16 protein-coding genes are annotated in these 19,253 nt (G+C 72.6%); 6 read left to right on the plus strand and 10 right to left on the minus strand.

All coding sequences use genetic code 11. The annotated features are described in order from the left end of the window. The 5 genes from ADY59_RS06695 to rpmE form a co-directional block, all read right to left on the minus strand. Positions 1 to 272, minus strand: a 272-nt coding sequence (locus ADY59_RS06695; protein ID WP_049559021.1) for a hypothetical protein, incomplete at its 3' end; no start/stop codon positions are given. Positions 273 to 358: 86 nt separating this feature from the next. After that, positions 359 to 1,006 carry an L-threonylcarbamoyladenylate synthase gene (locus ADY59_RS06700; RefSeq protein ID WP_049559251.1) on the minus strand — a complete coding sequence of 216 codons (648 nt, stop codon included), beginning with the start codon at positions 1,004 to 1,006 and terminating at the stop codon, positions 359 to 361. A gap of 10 nt (positions 1,007 to 1,016) precedes the next feature. After that, a complete protein-coding gene (gene prmC / locus ADY59_RS06705; RefSeq protein ID WP_049559024.1) occupies positions 1,017 to 1,871 on the minus strand; it encodes a peptide chain release factor N(5)-glutamine methyltransferase in 855 nt (284 codons plus the stop codon). Next, positions 1,868 to 2,920 (minus strand): peptide chain release factor 1, encoded by a 1,053-nt coding sequence (gene prfA, locus ADY59_RS06710; RefSeq protein ID WP_063780585.1) that lies wholly within the window; start codon positions 2,918 to 2,920, stop codon positions 1,868 to 1,870. The genes prmC and prfA overlap by 4 nt, the downstream gene beginning before the upstream one ends. A 90-nt stretch (positions 2,921 to 3,010) precedes the next feature. After that, positions 3,011 to 3,229 carry a 50S ribosomal protein L31 gene (rpmE, locus tag ADY59_RS06715; protein WP_049559027.1) on the minus strand — a complete coding sequence of 73 codons (219 nt, stop codon included), beginning with the start codon at positions 3,227 to 3,229 and terminating at the stop codon, positions 3,011 to 3,013. A gap of 209 nt (positions 3,230 to 3,438) precedes the next feature. On the opposite strand from rpmE, the gene ADY59_RS06720 reads away from it, so the two are divergent. Then, on the plus strand, positions 3,439 to 4,446 hold the full coding sequence (locus ADY59_RS06720; protein ID WP_156325347.1) for a hypothetical protein: 1,008 nt from the start codon (positions 3,439 to 3,441) through the stop codon (positions 4,444 to 4,446). A 49-nt stretch (positions 4,447 to 4,495) separates the two neighbouring features. Here the strand turns inward: ADY59_RS06720 and rho are convergent, their stop codons facing one another. The 3 genes from rho to thrC form a co-directional block, all read right to left on the minus strand. After that, the gene (gene rho / locus ADY59_RS06725; protein ID WP_049559032.1) at positions 4,496 to 6,526 is read right to left on the minus strand and encodes a transcription termination factor Rho; all 2,031 of its coding nucleotides are present in this window, start codon (positions 6,524 to 6,526) and stop codon (positions 4,496 to 4,498) included. Positions 6,527 to 6,983: 457 nt separating this feature from the next. Then, complete coding sequence (thrB, locus tag ADY59_RS06730) at positions 6,984 to 7,901, minus strand: homoserine kinase (protein ID WP_049559034.1); 918 nt, start codon at positions 7,899 to 7,901, stop codon at positions 6,984 to 6,986. 175 nt (positions 7,902 to 8,076) lie between these two features. Continuing rightward, positions 8,077 to 9,135, minus strand: a complete 1,059-nt coding sequence (gene thrC, locus ADY59_RS06735; RefSeq protein WP_049559037.1) for a threonine synthase — start codon at positions 9,133 to 9,135, stop codon at positions 8,077 to 8,079. Positions 9,136 to 9,334: 199 nt separating this feature from the next. On the opposite strand from thrC, the gene ADY59_RS06740 reads away from it, so the two are divergent. Continuing rightward, positions 9,335 to 10,756 carry a glycosyltransferase gene (locus tag ADY59_RS06740; protein WP_231618578.1) on the plus strand — a complete coding sequence of 474 codons (1,422 nt, stop codon included), beginning with the start codon at positions 9,335 to 9,337 and terminating at the stop codon, positions 10,754 to 10,756. Positions 10,757 to 10,809: 53 nt separating this feature from the next. Here the strand turns inward: ADY59_RS06740 and ADY59_RS06745 are convergent, their stop codons facing one another. Beyond that, positions 10,810 to 12,450 carry a glycosyltransferase family 2 protein gene (locus ADY59_RS06745; protein ID WP_049559042.1) on the minus strand — a complete coding sequence of 547 codons (1,641 nt, stop codon included), beginning with the start codon at positions 12,448 to 12,450 and terminating at the stop codon, positions 10,810 to 10,812. Then, positions 12,447 to 13,508 (minus strand): glycosyltransferase family 2 protein, encoded by a 1,062-nt coding sequence (locus tag ADY59_RS06750; RefSeq protein ID WP_049559044.1) that lies wholly within the window; start codon positions 13,506 to 13,508, stop codon positions 12,447 to 12,449. Before ADY59_RS06750 ends, ADY59_RS06745 begins: the two co-directional genes overlap by 4 nt. A gap of 212 nt (positions 13,509 to 13,720) precedes the next feature. On the opposite strand from ADY59_RS06750, the gene ADY59_RS06755 reads away from it, so the two are divergent. The 4 genes from ADY59_RS06755 to ADY59_RS06770 are packed head-to-tail and all read left to right on the plus strand — an operon-like array spanning position 13,721 to position 19,237. Next, complete coding sequence (locus ADY59_RS06755; protein WP_049559047.1) at positions 13,721 to 14,158, plus strand: hypothetical protein; 438 nt, start codon at positions 13,721 to 13,723, stop codon at positions 14,156 to 14,158. Next, positions 14,155 to 15,648 (plus strand): glycosyltransferase, encoded by a 1,494-nt coding sequence (locus ADY59_RS06760; protein WP_049559049.1) that lies wholly within the window; start codon positions 14,155 to 14,157, stop codon positions 15,646 to 15,648. Before ADY59_RS06755 ends, ADY59_RS06760 begins: the two co-directional genes overlap by 4 nt. After that, on the plus strand, positions 15,645 to 17,555 hold the full coding sequence (locus ADY59_RS06765) for a glycosyltransferase (protein WP_049559052.1): 1,911 nt from the start codon (positions 15,645 to 15,647) through the stop codon (positions 17,553 to 17,555). The genes ADY59_RS06760 and ADY59_RS06765 overlap by 4 nt, the downstream gene beginning before the upstream one ends. Further along, a complete protein-coding gene (locus tag ADY59_RS06770) occupies positions 17,552 to 19,237 on the plus strand; it encodes a glycosyltransferase family 2 protein (RefSeq protein WP_049559054.1) in 1,686 nt (561 codons plus the stop codon). Before ADY59_RS06765 ends, ADY59_RS06770 begins: the two co-directional genes overlap by 4 nt. Positions 19,238 to 19,253: the final 16 nt, after the last annotated feature.

The following is a 19,253-nucleotide window of genomic DNA, read 5'->3' on the forward strand; positions in this document are numbered from 1 at the left end:
GGTTTGGGGGGATCGTCCACGGCCGGGAGGGAGGACTTGGGCGCGTCGATGCGCTTCTCCAGCACCACCAGCCGGGCCTTGACGTCCTTGACCATCCGGTCGGCGGCGTCGGCGACCTGGACGGGGCGGTGGGTGGTCTGCGTGGAGAGCCCGGCCGTCGACATGATCTGCGTGACCCGGGCCTCGACGCGGCGCAGCTCGGCCGTGGCCCGCTCCGTCTCGGCCAGCAGGTCACGGACCAGCTTGGGATCCATGCCGTCGAACTTGCCCATGGGTCACTCCCGGACGTCGCAGCTCCGGGCTTCACCGTAGGCATGCGGCACCGCCCGGCGCAGCCGGGATAGCCAGACGGTATACCTCAGTCGTCGGTGGCGACGTACCCGATGATGCCCCGCAGCTTCTCGACCGGGATGGTGCCGCGGCGCAGGAGGCGGGGGACGGCGGTGGTGAGGTCGAGGATGGTGGAGGCGGTGCTGTCGGTGGTCTTGCCGCCGTCGAGGTAGACCGCGACCGATTCGCCGAGCTGCTCCTCGGCCTCCGCCGCCGTGACGGCGGCCGGGGAGCCGGAGCGGTTGGCGGAGGAGACGGCCATCGGGCCGGTCTCCTTGAGCAGGTCGAGCGCCACCGGGTGGAGCGGCATGCGCACCGCGACGGTGCCCTTGGTGTCGCCGAGGTCCCACGACAGGGACCGGTTGGCCTTGCAGACGAGCGTCAGCGGCCCCGGCCAGAACGCGTCGATCAGGTCCTGGCCGTAGGGGCCGAGGTCCTCGACGAGCGCGCTGGCGGCCCGTACGGTGCCGACGAGGACGGGCGGCGGCATGTCGCGCCCGCGCCCCTTGGCGTCGAGCAGCGCGGTGACGGCCGCGGCCGTGAAGGCGTCGGCGCCGATGCCGTAGACCGTGTCGGTCGGCAGCACGACGAGCTCGCCGCGGCCGACGGCGGCGGCGGCCTCCCGCAGGCCCTCGGCCCGCTGGTCGGCGTCGGTGCAGTCAAAGCGTCTTCCCACGGCGTGCATCCTAGTCCTGGCCGAGTCGGGCGGTGACGAAGCGGTCCCTGCGAGTCAGGTCCTGGCGCAGTCGTACGTCGCGCCAGCCGTTGTCCTCGGGGAACGTGAGGTAGACCGACCGCCCCTGCTCGTCGGCGTGCTCGACGGCGACCCAGCCGCCGGGGCGCAGCAGCCGCCGGGCGGTGCGCTCGACGGCCCGCACCTCGCCGAGGCCGTCGTCGCCGGTGCCGTAGAGGGCGCGGGCGGGGTCGTAGTCGCGCACCTCGGGGTCGCGCGGGATGGCGCCGGGCGGGATGTAGGGCGGGTTGGAGATGACCAGGTCCACCTTGCCGTTGAGCTCGGGCAGCGCTTCGGCGAGGTCGTCCGGGTGCAGGTGGGTGCGGCCCTGCCCGTGCTCGGTGATGTTGCGCTTGGCCCAGCTGTAGGCCCGCGGGTCGACCTCGACGGCGTGCACCTCGGCCAGGGCGACCTCCTGGGCGATGGACAGCGCGATGGCGCCCGAGCCGGTGCCGAGGTCGACGACGAGCGGGGCGGTGACGTCCATGGCGCGCAGCGTCTCGATCGCCCACCCGGCCATGACCTCGGTCTCGGGCCTCGGTACGAACACGCCGGGGCCGACGTCGAGCTCCAGGTAGCGGAAGTAGGCGTGGCCGGTGATGTGCTGGAGCGGCTCACGGGCCTCACGCCGGGCGACGCCCTCCCAGAACAGCGCGTCGAAGTCGGCGTCCTTGACGGTGTGCAGCTCGCTCCTGCGCACGCCGTGGACGAACGCCGCGATCTCCTCCGCGTCGGTGCGCGGGGACGGCACACCCGCCTCTGCCAGCCGCGCGGTGGCGAGGGCGATCTCGTCCAGCAGGAATGTCATGAGTGTTGTGCGAGCTTCTCCGCCATTTCGGCGTCGATGAGGGCCTGGGTGACGGCGTTCAGCTCTCCGTCGAGAACCTGGTCGAGGTTATACGCCTTGAAGCCGACGCGGTGGTCGGAGATGCGGTTTTCCGGGAAGTTGTAGGTGCGGATCCGCTCGGAGCGGTCGACGGTGCGCACCTGCGACTTGCGCTCGGCCTGCGCGGCGGCGTCGGCCTCCTCCTGGGCGATGGCCAGCAGCCGGGCGCGCAGGATGCGCATCGCCGACTCCTTGTTCTGCAGCTGGCTCTTCTCGTTCTGGCAGGAGACGACCACGCCGGTGGGCAGGTGGGTGATGCGCACGGCGGAGTCGGTCGTGTTGACGCTCTGGCCGCCGGGGCCGCTGGACCGGTAGACGTCGATGCGCAGGTCGTTGGGGTCGACCTGGATCTCGACGTCCTCGGCCTCGGGGTAGATCAGCACGCCCGCGGCGCTGGTGTGGATGCGGCCCTGCGACTCGGTGACGGGCACCCGCTGCACGCGGTGCACCCCGCCCTCGAACTTGAGCCTGGACCACACGCCGTCGTCGCCCTTGGCCTTGATCGCGACGGTGACGTCCTTGTAGCCGCCCAGGTCGGACGGCTGGCTGTCGATGATCTCGGCCTTCCAGCCGATCCGCTCGGCGTAGCGCAGGTACATGCGCAGCAGGTCGCCGGCGAACAGCGCGGACTCCTCACCGCCCTCGCCCGCCTTGATCTCCATGATGATGTCCTTGTCATCGTTGGGATCACGCGGGATCAGCAGGTGTTTGAGCCGCTCCTCCAGCTGGGGGATGCGCGCCTCGATCTCGGTCGCCTCGTCGGCGAACGCCTCGTCCTCGCGGGCCAGCTCCTTGGCGGCCGTCAGGTCGTCGCGGGCCGTCTCCAGCTCGCGGTAGGTGCCGACGATCGGGGTGAGCTGCGCGTAACGCTTGCCGAGCGTGCGGGCCCTGCCCTGGTCGGCGTGCACGGCGGGGTCGGCGAGCTGCATCTCCAGCTCGGAATACTCCTTGAGCAACTCGTCGAGATTCACCGTGGGTCCTTCGTCGTGCGGGTGGGCGGGCCGTGCACCAAGAAACGCCGGCCCGGCGCACGCGGTGCGTCGGAGCCGGCGTCGCTGAAGCTACTTGCCCGAGGCCTTCTTGCCGAAGCGCTTCTCGAAGCGCGCCACGCGGCCGCCCGTGTCGAGGATCTTCTGCTTGCCCGTGTAGAACGGGTGGCAGGCGGAGCACACGTCGGCGTGGATGACGCCGTTCTTGGCGGTGCTGCGGGTGGTGAACGTGTTACCGCAGGTGCAGGTGACCTGGGTCACGTGATAGTCGGGGTGGATCTCGGACTTCATGGCTGTCCTTTCGGGGTGCGGTCGCCGGGTCGCCAGTGAACTCATGGCGGGAACCGGTACCGCGAAAATCGGTCGGCTACCAGTGTGCCAGATGGTTCAACCAGCCCGGGCCACCGGCCATTCCCCGATCCTTATGGCAGCGCCGCAGGGGCCACATTAGGCTCCCCCGCACAAACCATCACTTTTACCACCGAAGGGTCACTCATCGGATGAGAAGCACGGTGCGGTCGCTGATCGCGACCGCCACGGGGGCCGCCATTCTGTTCGGGGGTCCGGCCGCCACCGCCCAGGACACCAAGCAGCCGGACTTCACGGGAGCCGCCTGGGCCGGCGCGTACGTCCCGCTCCAGGGGGAGACGGGAGTCACCGCGACGCTGAAGCTCAGGGACCCGGAGACGGTCAAGCGCGTGACGGGGGGCATCACGGCGCCGGGCAAGGCCGAACGGCCCGTCACGTTCGACCTCAAGCCCGGCGCGACCGTCGTCACCGGCCGCTGGGCCATCGGCACGAACGACCCGCCGGGCGACTGGAAGCTGAACGTCACCGTCACGCGCGACGCGCCCCGCGACAACGCGTTCACCGTCAGGGTCGCCGGCAAGCAGCGCATCACGGACGCGAACGTCACCCCGGACCCCGTCAGGCTCGTCAAGGGCAAGGACGTGGAGGTCAAGGTCGAGGCCGCGGTCAAGGGCTCGGGCACGGTGACGGCCAAACTGCGCAGCGACGGCACCAGGAAGTTCTACGACCTCGGCGTCATGGCCCTGGAGCCCGACGGCTATCACCGCGGCTCCACGTACTTCAGCGACGACACCGCGCCCGGCGCGTGGACGCTGGAGGTGTACGCCACCCGCGGCGGCGAGGCGCTCAAGGGCGTCGTCCCGTTCACGGTCGAGGCTCCGGCGGCCGGCGTCAGCAAGAAGGCCACGGCCCGGGTCACGATCGGCACCGCCAAGAAGGTCAAGCGGGGCAAGAGCTTCAGGGTGTACGGCAAGGCGTACCGGGGGGCCAAGCCGTACAAGGGCAAGAAGCTGCGGATCTACTTCAAGGTCAAGGGCACCAAGACGTACAAGCTCGTCGCGTACGCCACGACGAACTCCTCGGGCAAGTACACCCGCACCTTCAGGGCCAGGAAGGACGGCTACTACCGCGTCCGGTCGCTCGGCACCGCCGGCACCCGCGCGGCGCTGTCACCACAGCGGCTCGTGGACGTCCGCTAGAACGCGAAGAAGCGGCGGGAGGACCTCCCGCCGCTTCTGTCGTACGTGCCTAGTCGCGGTCGTTGCTCACGGTCGTCTTCTGGACCTGGAGCAGGAACTCCGCGTTGGACTTGGTCTCCTTCATCTTCTCCAGGAGCAGCTCCAGCGCCTGCTGCATGTCGAGCGCGTGCAGCACCCGGCGCAGCTTCCAGACGATCTGGAGCTCGTCCTTGCCCATGAGGATCTCTTCCTTACGGGTGCCGGACGCGTCGACGTCCACCGCGGGGAAGATGCGCTTGTCGGCCAGGGAGCGGTTGAGCTTGAGCTCCATGTTGCCGGTGCCCTTGAACTCCTCGAAGATGACCTCGTCCATCTTGGACCCGGTCTCGACCAGGGCCGTGGCGAGGATCGTCAGCGAGCCGCCGTTCTCGATGTTGCGGGCGGCGCCGAAGAAGCGCTTGGGCGGGTAGAGGGCCGTGGAGTCGACACCACCCGACAGGATGCGCCCGGAGGCCGGGGCCGCCAGGTTGTAGGCGCGGCCGAGCCGGGTGATCGAGTCGAGCAGGACGACCACGTCGTGACCCAGCTCCACCAGGCGCTTGGCGCGCTCGATGGCGAGCTCGGCGACCGTGGTGTGGTCCTCGGCCGGACGGTCGAAGGTCGAGTGGATGACCTCGCCCTTGACCGACCGCTGCATGTCGGTGACCTCTTCGGGCCGCTCGTCCACGAGCACGACCATCAGGTGGCACTCGGGGTTGTTGCGGGTGATCGCGTTGGCGATCGACTGCAGCACCATCGTCTTGCCGGCCTTGGGCGGCGAGACGATGAGGCCGCGCTGGCCCTTGCCGATCGGCGACACGAGGTCGATGATCCGCGTGGTGAGGATGTTGTGCTCGGTCTCCAGCCGCAGGCGCTCCTGCGGGTAGAGAGGCGTGAGCTTGTTGAAGTCGGGCCGGTTGCGGGCCTGCTCCGGGTCCATGCCGTTGACGGTGTCGAGGCGGACCAGGGCGTTGAACTTCTCGCGCCGCTCGCCCTCACGCGGCTGCCGGACGGCGCCGGTGATGACGTCGCCCTTGCGCAGGCCGTTGCGGCGGATCTGGGCCAGCGAGACGTAGACGTCGTTGCTGCCCGGCAGGTAGCCGCTCGTCCTGACGAACGCGTAGTTGTCGAGGATGTCGAGGATGCCGGCGATCGGGATCAGGACGTCGTCGTCGCCGATCACGGGCTCGCTGCTGTCGAAGCGGTCGCGGCCACGGCCACGGTTGCGCTCCCTGAACCGGCCACGCCGGCCACGGCCGCGCTCGTCGTCGTCGCCACCACCGCGCTGGTCGCCGCGCTGGTCACGCTGGTCACCCCGGCCGGCGTCGGCGACACGCTGGTCGGCGCGCCCGTCACGGCCATCGCGACCATCGCGACCGCCGTCACGACCGTCACGGCCACCGTCACGGCCGCCATCGCGTCCGTCACGGGTGTCGCGGGTGTCGCGGATGTCACGGGTGTCGCGGCCGCCGTCGCGGCCACCGTCACGGCCGCCCTCACCGCGGTCGTTGCCGGAGCGGTCACCGCGGTCACGGCGCTCGCCGCGGCTGCGGCGCTCACGACGGCTCTCGCCGCGCTCGCCACGCGAGTCGCCCTGAGGCGCCTCGGCGGGCTGCACGGGCTGTACGGGCTGCTCGGTGATCGGCTCGGCCGTAGCCGCGACGGGCTCGGCGGCCGGGGCCGCGGCCGCCGGCTCGGGGGCCTGCACGGCAGGCTCGTCCGCAGTCTTCGCACGGGAACGTTCCCGGCGCGTCCTGGTGGGCCGCTCGGCGGCCGGGGCCGCGTCAGCCGCGGCGGGCGCCTCGGCCGCCGGGGCGGGGGCGCCGTCTCCCGTGCCACCCTGCTTCTCCTGGATGGCCGCGATGAGCTGGCTCTTCCGCATGCGCCCGGTCCCGCTGATGCCCAGTTCGGCGGCCATCTTCTGCAGCTCGGGCAGCACCTTGGCGGACAGGCCGGTGCCGGAGCGACGCGCACGCGGCTTGGCCGCGGCGCGGGTGGGGGTGTCGCCGGACGCCGCAGATGTGCCTGGTGCGTCGGAGAGGAGTTCGGTGGTGTCGCTCAACTAAAAGGTCCTTCCCAGGGGTCGGGCGCCGGTTTCGTTCAGCCGGGCGTCCCGGAGGTGCTTGCGATCCGGCGGGACAGACCGGGTCGGGGTGCACTTTGCGATCTTCGGCCGCCGCTGGGGACGGTCGCCACTCTTGGCCAGGGGTTCTTCCGCACAGTCACATAGCCGTGACGCGTGGATGACACCCCCGAGATTGCTACCGCCAGCCAGATGTCGAGGTGATTCGAACGCGCAGCTCCCCGTCGTCACTACCTCACGTCGGGCCAACCGGGTGTGGGCCAACCGGAGGCAACGGATTCCGGGGAGACAGCCGCGCTGCTCACGCCTCGCGACGTGAAGCATGATGCAGCGATGTACGGCTGACAAGCACGCACCCAACAAGGGGGCATCTGGTGCGGCTACCAGCCTAACATCACCAGCGCACACGGCTATTCCCTGAAGGTCTAAAGAGGCATCAGCGTGTCTCGGGGAACTGAACGGTCGCACCACCGGGGTCGACGTCCATTAGCTGGATGTGCCAGTCATTACCCACTTCTGGCGCGATCAAATCCTGCGAATCCGAGGTCGAAAACGCAAGGACCGTGGGACCCGCTCCCGAAACGACCGCGGGCACGCCCACTGCACGCAGACGTTCTACCAGATCCGCGCTCTCCCGCATCGCAGGCGCGCGGTAGTGCTGGTGGAGCCGGTCTTCGGTGGCGGCGAGCAGCAGCGCCCGTTCGGGCCTCCGGGTCAGCGCGGCGATCAGCAGCGCGGCCCGGCCGGCGTTGAAGGAGGCGTCCTTGTGGGGCACGTCCTTCGGCAGCAGCCCCCGGGCGGTCTCCGTCGACAGCCGCGTCGCCGGAACGAGCACGACAGGACGGACGCCCGCGTCGGGAACCAGCTTCACCATACGCGGTGCGCCGCCGTGCTCGCTCCAGGCGATGGTCAGGCCCCCGGCCAGGCACGGAGCGACGTTGTCCGGGTGCCCTTCCATCTCGGTGGCCAGCGCCAGCACGCCGTCGTCGCTCAGCGCCCCGCCGCCCTGCCCGCCCGTCGCCAGGGCGCGGGCCGCGAGGATGCCCGCGCACACGGCCGCCGACGAGCTGCCCAGGCCCCGGGCGTGCGGGATGCTGTTGCGGCACCGCATGCGGATCCCGGCCGGCTGCGCCACGCCCATCCGGTCGAACGTCCTGCGCATCGCCCTGACGACCAGGTGGCCCTCCCCGGTGTCGACCTCACCGGCGCCCTCGCCCTCGACGGTCACCTGCGCCCCGTCGCCGGCCAGGGTGACCTGTACGTCGTCGTACAGGCTCAGGGCCAGGCCCAGGGAGTCGAACCCGGGGCCCAGGTTGGCCGACGTGGCCGGCACGCGGATGTCAACGGTCCTCATTCATCGGCCTTCCTTCTCCGGACATGGTTTTCGCACGCCCCCGCCACTCACAATCGCCCCCCGCGCACACGGCGAGCTCGGGGGGCCTTTGTGGTAATCGGTCGTTTCGCCTCGGCCCGGCGTCCTGAGGCACGCCACGGGCCCCGTCGGGTCGACGGGGCGAGTGGGTGCACGGTCAGGCGAGGCCGAGGGCCGCGGCGGCGGCGTGGACGTCGATGGGGATGGTGACCGGCGAGGGGGCACCGGAGATGGCCCAGTCGGGGTCCTTGAGGCCGTTGCCGGTGACCGTGCAGACGATCCGCTGGCCGGGGGCGACGAGGCCCTGGGCGTGGGCCTGGAGGAGACCGGCGACGCTGGCCGCCGAGGCGAGCTCGACGAAGACGCCCTCCTCCTGGGCCAGGAGCTTGTAGGCGGCGGCGATCTGGCGGTCGGTGACCGACTGGATGGCTCCGCCGGACTCGTCACGGGCCGCGGTGGCGAGCTGCCAGGAGGCGGGGTTGCCGATGCGGATGGCCGTGGCGATGGTGTGCGGGTGGCTGACGGGCGCGCCGTCGACGATGGGCGCCGAGCCGCTGGCCTGGAAGCCGAACATGCGGGGGCGCTTGGTGGACACGCCGTCGGTGGCGTACTCCTGGTAGCCCATCCAGTACGCGGAGATGTTGCCCGCGTTGCCCACCGGGATGCAGTGGATGTCGGGCGCGTCGCCGAGCGTGTCGACGATCTCGAACGCCGCGGTCTTCTGGCCCTGGAGCCGGAACGGGTTGACCGAGTTGACCAGGGCGATCGGGTAGTTGGACGACAGCTTGCGGGTCATCTCCAGGCAGTCGTCGAAGGACCCCTCGACCTGCAGCAGCGTGGCGCCGTGGACGAGCGCCTGGGCCAGCTTGCCCATCGCGATCTTGCCGCGCGGCACCAGCACGGCGCACGTGAGGCCGGCGCGCACCGCGTAAGCGGCGGCCGAGGCGGAGGTGTTGCCGGTGGAGGCGCAGATGACCGCCTTGGCGCCCTCTTCCACGGCCTTGCTGATCGCCATGGTCATGCCGCGGTCCTTGAAGCTGCCCGTCGGGTTGGCGCCTTCGACCTTGAGGAAGACGTCGCAGCCGGTGAGGGCGGAGACGCGGTGCGCGGGCACCAGCGGCGTGCCGCCTTCGAGCAGCGTGATGACGGGCGTCTTCGTGGTGACCGGAAGACGCTCTCGGTACTCCTCGATGAGGCCACGCCACGACCTGCTCATTGGTCTCTCCCTACCTGCGCTGTTGGCCACCGAGTGTACGGGGTCCGCGGGGTGGAGGCCGAGGCGCGTCCAGCGTGTGGACGCGGGGCCTGACATCGCCATTATTCAGGAAATTCTCAGCATGCCCCGCTAGGGTCGGAGCAGGGGGTTCACATCCATGAACGCGCGTCCTGCTTTGCCGCAGAACGACTATTCAGCCTTGACGCCACCGGAGCTCGGCGCCTGGTCGCCCGCCCTTTCCGTGAGCGTGGTGATACCGGCGCACGGCGGGCCGCACCTGGACCTGACGCTCGCGGCGCTGGCGGCGCAGACCTATCCCGGCCACCTCATGGAGGTCCTGGTCGTGGACGACGGCAGCGATCCGCCGATCAGCCTGCCGGAGATCCGCCCGGACAACACGCGGATCGTCCGCCCGCGCACCGGCTGGGGCATCTCCAACGCCGTCAACACCGGCGCCAACGCCGCCGACGGCGAGATCATCCAGCGGCTCGACGCCGACATGGTGACCTGCCGCGAGCACATCGAGGCGCTGGCCCGCTGGCATCACGTGACCGACTACCTGGTGACGATCGGCATGAAGCAGTTCGTCGAGGCACCGGCGCTGAGCGCCCGTGAGGTGATGAAGGCCGCCCATCTGGGCGAGCTGTTCGACCTGGACCAGGCGGTGCCGAGCTCCACCGAGGCGACGATCGCCAAGACCGACGGCCTGCGCAAGAGCCGCAATCCCTACCATGTCTGCACCGGCCCGACGTTCGCCCTGCCCAGGGACGTCTTCCACGCGGCCGGCGGCCTGGATCCCCACGTGCTGCGCGGCGAGGACACCGAGTTCGCCTACCGGCTGGCCATGCAGGGCGTGGTGTTCGTGCCCGACCCGGAGGCGCGGGCGGTGCACCTGGGGCTGCCCGCCCAGCACCGCGACCGCGAGCGCGCCGTACGGGCCGTCGAGCCCTACCTGGCGCACCGCGTCCCGCTCCGCCGCGACCTGCGCAAGGACCGGGGCCGCCGTTGGCTGGTGCCGTACGTGGAGATCGTCCTGGACGTCACCGACACCTCCGAGCCGGTGGTGCGGCGGGCGGTGTCGGCGGCGCTCGACGGCAAGCTGCAGGACGTGGTCGTCACGCTGGTCGGCCCATGGTCGCGGCTGGGTGGCGGGCGGCGGCCGGTGCTCGGCGACCCGTGCTTCGAGCTGCGGCTGATGCGCGACCTGTTCGCGCACGACGAACGGGTCAGGCTCATCGACGAGGCGGCGCCGACGCCCGCGCCGGTGCCCTTCCGCTATCGCGGGCCGGTGGACGTGCCGCTGCACCGGGCGACGCTGGACCGGATGGTCGAGACGGCGCAGAAGGACCTGACGGGCGTCCTGGTCGTGGACCTGCCCGGCGGCCGCACGGCCCGCCTGGAGCGCACCTCGGCGCTGGCCCGCGCGGCGCTGCTCACCGCGCCGGGTGACGACCCCGACGAGGTCATCCGCGAGACCCACGGGATCGCGCACGTCTCCCCGGAGCGTTACTGGCCCCAGGCGTCGGAACGGCCACCGGCCCCGGTGACCATCCCCGCCGCGCCGGACGCCGCCGAGCAGTCACTGCTGGGCCGCCTGAAATCGGCCCTGCGCCCCAACTGATACCCACGCCCGTCCGCCACGCGCCGCCGCCACTTCCGGGCGGAGGCGGTGGGTCAGGGGCGTGGGGTCTTGCCCAGGGCGCGTTTGACCGTGGTCGTCAGCAGCGTGCGCAGGCTCTCCTGGGCGCGGGCGGCGGCGGCGAGCCGGCGGCGCAGCTCGCCGCTCTCGCGGCGCAGCGTGCCGACCTCGCGGCGCAGTTCGACGGCGCTCTTGCGCCAGCGGCCCGCCTCCTCACGCCACCTGGTCATCTGGGCGCGCAGCCGCTCGGCCTCGGCGGCCAGCCGTGCGCTCTCGGCCTCGGCCGCCACCCTCGCGTTGTAGGCGGCACGCCGCCCGGCAGGCTTGGGCGGCTCCCTGGTGAAGCCGTACGCCTCGCCCTCGACCCACGCCACGCCCGACACCTCGTCGACCACGTCGTCGAGCCGCTCCCCCGGCCGGGCGAGCAGGCGGGCCCGGGAGAAGTACGCGACGCGCTCCAGCCGGGCGGCCTCGATCCCCGTGGCCGACTCCGCGAGCAGCACGTTGACCAGCCCGAACTCCTCCTCACGCGCCACGTCCAGGAGCCGGGCCAGGGAGTCCTCGCCGGGCGCCCAGCCGGGCGGCAGGCGCAGCACGTACGGCACGCGGGGGTCGGGCTCGCCGGTGGTGACGAGGCCGACCCGGCCCTCGTGCTCGTAGTGGCCGTGCACCAGCACCAGGTCCAGGCGCGGGTCCTTCAGCGGGGCCCGGCGGTCGCGCTCCAGGTCGTCCCACGGGCCCACGACGTGCACGCGCACGTCGTTCACGGTGCCGGCGAGCAGCGCGTCGACGGTGGCGCGCACGTCCTCGTACGGCGCGGTGCCGTCGACCACGGCCACGACCCCGGGGACCAGCCACTGGCGGCCCGGGTGCGAGCGCAGCCAGCGGTAGGCGGGGATGCGGTCGGCCACGAACGCGTGGCTGACGCGGTCGATGCGCGGTTTGTCGCGCATCCGCATGGTGGGGCCGAGGTGGTAGCCGCGGGCCTCGGGCTCGGGCACGAACACCGCGCCGGCCTGCGCCAGGCGGTAGCCCAGCTCGGTGTCCTGGCCGAGGATCAGCTCGTCGTCCATCGGGCCGGCGGCCTCGACCAGCCGGGCGCCGACCGAGGTGTTGCCGCCCACGTGCACGCTGAACGGGCGCGGCGAGTTGTCGGTCAGCCCGTTGGTGCGCTCGACCAGGTCGACGATCCAGGCGTGCGGCTCGGCGGGCTCGAAGTACGCCTCCGGGTCGGCCGGCAGCGAAGCGGGCAGCGCGGCCTCGCTGAAGCGCAGGTAGCCGTAGACCACCAGGTAGGGGGCGGCGTGGTGCCAGCGCATGTGGGCGGTGAGCGCGCCGGCGGTGAGCACCACGTCGGAGTCGATCCAGTGGATGACGTCGCCGGTCGCCTCGGCGAGACCGGCGTTGCGGGCGCAGGCCCGGCCGGGGGTCTCGCAGCGGACGAGCCGGGTGCCGGCCGGGCGTTCGGCGGGCAGCCGCAGCGGCGGCGTGGTGCCGTTGTCGACGACGATGACCTCGGTCAGCTCGGCCGGGTAGGTCTGCCTGGCGAGCCCGGCGAGCGTCAGGTCGAGCTTGTCCTGGCCGCCGTAGGCGGGCACGATCACGCTGACGCGCAGCTCGGGTGTGTAGCCGGCGGGCGGTCGCAGCGGGCGGTAGTCGTTGCCGCGCAGTCTCATGCGGCTTCCATGAGCAGGCTCGGGCGGAAGCCGTGCCACTGGTTGGCGGCGACCTTGAGGAAGTGGCCGAGGGGAAGCTGCCAGGTGTGCCCGCCGCCGAGGCCGCGGCGCAGCACGTAGCCCAGGCCGTGGGTGCGGTAGATGCGGGCGCCGGACTCGTGGGCGGCCTTGAGGAACTCCCGGTCCACGGCCCGGGGCAGCGCGGGAAAGCCCCCCAGGTCATGAAATGTCGCCCGGGGAACGGTGATCGTGCCGCCCGCCACGTGGTCGGACCACACCTCGCTCGGGTAGGCCGCCCCGGTGGCGAACGTGGTGCGCCTGATCGTGGTGTCGAGCGGCTCCAGGTAGAAGAACTCGCCCGCGGTGCCCACCACGTCGGCCCCGGAGTAGGCGGCCGCCATGACCAGGTCGGCCAGGTGGTCGGGGCCGTACCAGTCGTCGTCGTCCCACTTGGCCAGGTGGTCGCCGCCGGCCAGCGCCGCCGCCCGGTTGAGCACCTCGCCGAACGGCACCGCGGTCCCGGCCTCCACCCAGGCCACGGGCAGCGGGCAGGACTCGATCGCCGGGCGCACCTCGTCGTGGGTGACCCCGTGCAGGCCGAGCACGACCTCCACCTCGACGCCGCGCTGGCGGGCCATCCGCTCCAGGGCCTCGCCGACCCGGGCCGGGCGCTTTGTCGCCATGACGACGCTCACCTTGGGCGTCGTGGCCGGGCGGGCCAGGCGGCGCAGCCGTACGCTGTGCTCCTCCCTCCGCAGGTCGGCCAGGCAGCGCAGGCCGCCGCCGGGCTCGTGGGCGAGCCAGTCGCGGTCGGTGAGCAGCGTGGCGAGGCCGGCGGGGACCCAGGCGGGCGCGTGCGCGGCGGTCAGCGGCACCCCGGCGGCGGCGAGCTCCATGATCCCGTCGAGCGGCACCTCGGCGGCGGGCCAGTCGATCTCCAGCCCGCGCAGGAGCCGAAGTTCCGCGGGGTCGGGCGCCACCCAGGCGCCGTCACGCCAGCGCAGGCACGCCAGCCCCTTCTCCGCCGTGCGGGCGAAGCCGGCCGGGGTGAGGGACATGCGCAGCTGCTCCTAGCGGGTCGCACTTGATCGGCGCCTACCTTACGCCGGTTTTTACTCGCGCGTAGCGGTGGGGCTCACTTCCGGCATGAGGCTGCGAAGCAGATTCACAGTGTGTACACAGCTAACTCTGGCACGGTGGTGACTGTTGTTGAATAAGGTGTCATTAATGCCCTAACGCCCGGATAAGTCATAACGAAAGGTTTGAGCGGATGCTTGCGCCCAGCCGGCCGGCAGCCACCGCCGCCGCTCTCGGAGCCCTGGCCCTGGCCGTGCTCGTGCTGCTGGTGCTCGCGGGCCTGATCTCGTTCGGGGAGGCCGCGGCGGCCGGCGGATTCGTGATCTCGCTCGCCGCGCTCGCCTTCCTGGTCCTCGCCGTACGCCGGATCGACGGCAAGGCGCACCGGATCGACCTGCGGGTCAAGAAGTACGAGGCCGAACTGGCCAGGACCACCACCGCGCTGCGGCAGATCGACTCGCGGCTGGACAAGCTCGTCCGGTCCGTCGAGGAGTCGGGAGCACGGCGCGGCGACGACATCGGCGCCATCCTGGCCTCGCTCGGCGAGGACCGGGTCAACGCCATGGCCCGTGCCCGAGAGGTGGAGGAGCTTCGCGAGGAGGTCCGCGCGCTCTCCAAGGACCGGGTATGACCCGCGTCCGGCACAACGACTACGGCGTGCTGAGCCCGCCCGCGCTCGGCTCGTGGCAGCCCCGGCTCACCGTGTCCGTGGTCATCCCGGCCTACGACTGCCAGGAGGCGCTGGAGCGCACCGTGGCCTCGCTGGCCGCCCAGACCTACCCCGCCGGCCTGGTCGACGGCGTCGTCGCCGACGACGGCAGCGACCCGCCGATCCACCTGCCGGGCGCCCGCGTCGTACGGGTGGAGCGGGGCTGGGGCCGGGGCGCCGCCCGTCAGGCCGGGCAGCTCGCGGCCACCGGTGACGTCATCCACTGGCTCGACGCCGACATGGTGCTGAACCCGGGCCACCTGGAGGCGCACCTGCGCTGGCACCACCTCATCGACCACGCCGTGGTGATCGGCGAGACGAGATTCGTGGACACGCCTGACGAAGAGGGCGCGCCCACCCCGTACACCCTCAAGACGTTGGAGTCGACCCGGAGGCTGCGGGACGCCGGCGCGAGCGCGTACCTGCTGCACACCGGCGCGTCCAGCTCGGTCCGGGCCGAGCTGCTGCGGGCGGCGGGCGGCGTCGACACCGCGCTGAACATGGCGGAGGACACCGAGCTCGGCTACCGGCTGGCCCAGGCGGGCGCGGTGTTCATCCCCGACCCGCAGGCCGTCGGCAAGCACGTCGGCCCGTCCACCGTGATGCTGCGGGAGAAGGAGGTGCACCGGCACAACTGGTCCTACCTCGGCGACCACATCCCCGACCTGCGCTGGCTGCGCCGCCATCCGCGCCGGATCTGGCTGGTGCCGTACGTGCGGGTCGTCGTGACGGCCACCACCTACGAGGAGACGCGCGCCACGGTCGACTCCGCGCTGGCCGGCACCCTCGTCGACGCGGCCGTCACGATCGTCGGCCCGTGGGGCGAGCTGACCGGCGAGCGCCGCGCCAGCCTCGACGAGCCGCTGCTGGACCTGCGGCTGCTGGGCAACCTGTACGCGCACGAGCCGCGCGTGGCGTTCGCCGAGAGCGCGCCCGCGTCCGTCGCGCCCACCCCCTTCTCCGTGAGCGTCCCCACCGGCTGGGCGCTCGGCGCCGACACGCTCTCCTCCCTGGTACGGCTGGCGGAACAGGACACGCTCGGCCTGGTCAGCGCGGTGCTGTCGGAGACCGAGGGCGGGGTCGTGGCGGCCAGGCTGGAGCGCACGGCGGCCTTCGCGCGCGCGGCGCGTTTCCCCGGGACGCCGGACGACCTGGTGGACGAGATGTTCGGATCGCTGTGGGTGGCCGGCGAGGAGCACGGCTTCACCCCCGTGGACGAGGCGGAGCCGCTGACCGGCGACACGGCCAAGTGGCGGGGCCTCGCGGCCGGGCGGGCCGCGGAGCTGAAGGCGGCCAGGGCCGAGATCGACCGGCTGTCCGCCGAGGTCGAACGCCTGTCGGCGCCGCCGGGCGACGAGGACGTCAAGGGGCCGCTGTCGTCCCTGATGAGACACCTGCGGAGCGCCGGATGATCGACCGGCTGCTGGCCGAGATGCCCAAGGCCCGGGTGTTCCGCACGGGGATCGACGACCTGAGCGTGCCGGGCGTCGACCTGGACCGCGACCTGCTGGAGCCGGGCACCGCCGCCGAGACGGCCACGGAGGTGCTGGTGATCGCCCGCACCCCGGCCGACCTGCGGCGGGCCGCGACCCTGCACAAGCTTTTGCCGGACGCCCGGCGGGTGGTCGTGGCCGTGCTGGACACCCCGGCCGCCCATCCCGCGCCGGTGCCCACGCCGACGCCCGCGCACCGCTGGCGCGCCCTGGCCGACCTGCGCGTCCACCGTCCCAAGGACCGGGTGTGGGTGGTGGACGCCCGCTTCTCCGCGCCCACGCCCGCCGGCCGTACCGTGACGGCGACGGCCCGCGCCTTCGCCGGGCACCGGCTCGACGTGATCGCCGCGCCGGCCGCCGCGATCGCCGGCGTCGGCGCCGCCGACTGGCGGCCCGGCGACCCCAACGCCACCCCCGCCGACGTCACCGGGCCCGTCCCGGAACGCGTCGGGGCGCCGGGCAGCGACCTGGTCCTGCGCACGCTGGACGCGGAGCCCGCGCCCCTCGCGGTCGTCGACTCCCCCCGGGCCTGGGACGGCGCGGAGACCCCCGTCGAGCGGCCCACGCTCAAGGCGGCGAGCTGGGAACGGCTGGGCCGGCCGGGAGGCGCGGAACTGTCGCTGGCCGACCCTGACGTGCTCGCCGAGCCGTCCATGATCCCCCCGGTGGACGAGCGCCTGGTGAACCCGCAGGGCTTCGTCACCACTCCCACCCGGGGCACGGCCGCGCTGGCCGAACGCGACGGCCGCTGGACGGTGCTGCTGGACGGCAGACCGGTCACGACGTTCGCCGAGTCGGGCGGCGTGACCGACGCCGACGTGTCCAGGCTGCGCCAGATCCGCGCCGTCGAGATCGACTGGCACCACGCGCACAGCGGCCCGCTCGCCGCCGTGCGGGTGCTCGCCGGGCTGGCCGCCGCCGGCGTGCCGCTCTTCGGCGGCCCGGTGCCCCGCTGGGCGGGCGCGCTCGGCGACGACCTCGTCGCGCTCGTCGAGTCGCCCCCCGACCTGGACGACGACCTGCGGCGCGAGGAGCACAGCATCCGGCTGCGCCGCGCCGCGCTGCGCACGCACGGCGTGGCCGCCCGCTGGGAGCAGCTCGGCGCCCCGGCGCCCGCTCCCCCGCTGACCTCGGTCCTGCTCGCGACCCGGCGCACCGACATGGTCGGCTTCGCGCTCGGCCAGATCGCCCGCCAGCGCGAGGCCCGGCTGGAAGTCGTCCTGGCGCTGCACGGCGTCCCGCCGGGCCATCCGGACGTGGCCGCCGCTGTGGCGGCCTACGACGGGCCGCTGACCGTGTTCGAGGCCGACGCGCAGGCGGTGTTCGGCGAGGTGCTGAACGAGGCCGCGACCAGGGCGTCGGGGTCGTTCCTGCTGAAGATGGACGACGACGACTGGTACGGCCCGGACTTCCTGTCGGATCTGCTGCTGGCGCACTCGTACTCGGGGGCGCAGGTCGTGGGGACGGTGCCGGAGTTCGTCTACCTGTCGTCGATCGACGTCACCGTGCACCGCAAGCAGTTCACCGAGCAGATCACCAGCTTCGTCGCGGGCGGCACCATCCTGGTGGAGCGCTCGGCGTTCCAGGCGGTGGGCGGGTTCCGGCCGCTGCGGCGCTCGGTCGACACCCAGTTCCAGGAGGCGCTGCAGGCGGCGGGCGGCCAGATCTACCGCACCCACGGCCTCGGCTACATCCTGCGCCGCGGCCCCGCGGCCAACCACACGTGGCGGGAGCCGATCGGCACGTTCCTGCAGCGCAACCGGCAGCAGTGGCGCGGTTTCCGGCCGAGCGCCCTCATGGAGCTCGACGGGAGCCCGCGTCCATGACTCCCCGCATCCGCCGCAACGACTACGGCGTCCTCACCCCGCCCGACCTGGGCACGTGGGATCCCACCCTGACAGTCACCGTCGTCATCCCGGCGTACGACCGCCAGGCCACGCTGGACCTCACGCTGGCGGCGCTCGCCGCCCAGTCGTACCCGGCCGAGCTGATGGACGTCATCGTGGTGGACGACGGCAGCGCCGTCCCGCTGCGCCTGCCGCCGCTCGCGCCCGGCCGCACCAAGCTGATCAGCAGCCCGCCGGGCGGCTGGGGCCGCGCCTGGGCGGTGCAGGCGGGCATCGACGCCGCCGGCGGCGAGGTGATCTTCGTGCTGGACGCCGACATGGTCCCGCACCGCCACCACGTCGAGGCCCAGCTCCGCTGGCACCACCTGGCCCCGTACGTGGTCGCTCTCGGCTGGATCGACTTCACCTCGGCCACCGGCGACCTGCCCGCCCCCGAGAGCGTCCGTGAGGCGCTGGAGGCGGGCCGCGAGGACGACCTGTTCCCGCTGTCCGCGCTGCGTCACGACTGGGCCGAGAAGATCATCCACGACCACGACGGCCTCCGCACCGCGCCGAACTCCCTGGCCACCCGCATCCACGTGGGCGCCACCGTCTCCTACCCGGCAGAGCTGCTGCGCTCGATCGGCGGCATGGACACCGCGCTCGTGCTGGCCGAGGACACCGAGCTGGGCTACCGCCTCACCCAGGCCGGCGCGGTCTACGTACCGGATCCGGAGTCCCGGGCCTGGCACCTCGGCCTGCCGACCGCGATGCGCGACTTCGCCGCGCTCAAGCGCTACAACGACCCCTTCGTCGCCGACCGCGTCCCCTACCGCCGCTACCTGCGCACCGAACGGGGCCGTCAGTGGCTGGTCCCGTACGTGGACGCGATCGTCCCCGCGGCGGGCTTCGAGGACGTACGGGCCACCGTCGACGCCCTGCTGGGCGGCTCCCTCCCGGACGTCCGGGTCACCATTCCCGGCCCGTGGGAATCGCTGACCGCCGATCGCCGCTCTCCGCTCGGCGACCCGGACCTCGACCTGCGTCTCATCCACGCCACCTTCGAGCACGACCCGCGCGTCCACCTGGCCGACGCCCCGGGCGGGCCGTCGCCCGCGCCGTTCAGGCTGGTCGTCCCGCCCGGCTGGATGCCTGGCGAGGACACCGTGGAACGGCTGGTCGCCCATCTGGAGGAGCATGACGGGGGCGCTCTGTGCGTGGCGCTGGACGAGACCGCCGACGGCGTCACGGTCGCCCGTCTCGACCGCACCGCGGCCCTGTCCCGCACCGCCCTGGTGGCCGCGCCCGGCGAGCACCCGGACGACGTGCTGGACGAGGTCTTCGGCCTGGAGTGGGCGGACGGCGAATCGTGGGGGTTCGCGCGCCGCCCCGAGGTGTATCCGCCGCGCCGCCGTCCGCTCTCCGAGGCCGACCGGCTCGCCGCCCAGCGTGAGAAGGAGCTCGCGCTCTACCGCAAGCGCACCGCCGCGCTGCGCGCCGAACTGGCGCAACTGCGGCGCGAGGCGGGCAAGAACGGCCGGGACGCCGCCAGATGGCGTGAGAAGGCCGAGGAATGGCGGCGCGAGGCGGTCCGCCTGACCCGTGACCGCGACCGCGAACGTGACCGCACGGTCATCAGGCGCGCGGTCCGGCGGGTGCGCAGAATCGCCTTCCCGAAGTAGCCGTAACCGGTCCCCG

The sequence above is a fragment of the Nonomuraea sp. SBT364 genome, from assembly GCF_001083785.1.
Taxonomy (GTDB): Bacteria; Actinomycetota; Actinomycetes; order Streptosporangiales; family Streptosporangiaceae; genus Nonomuraea.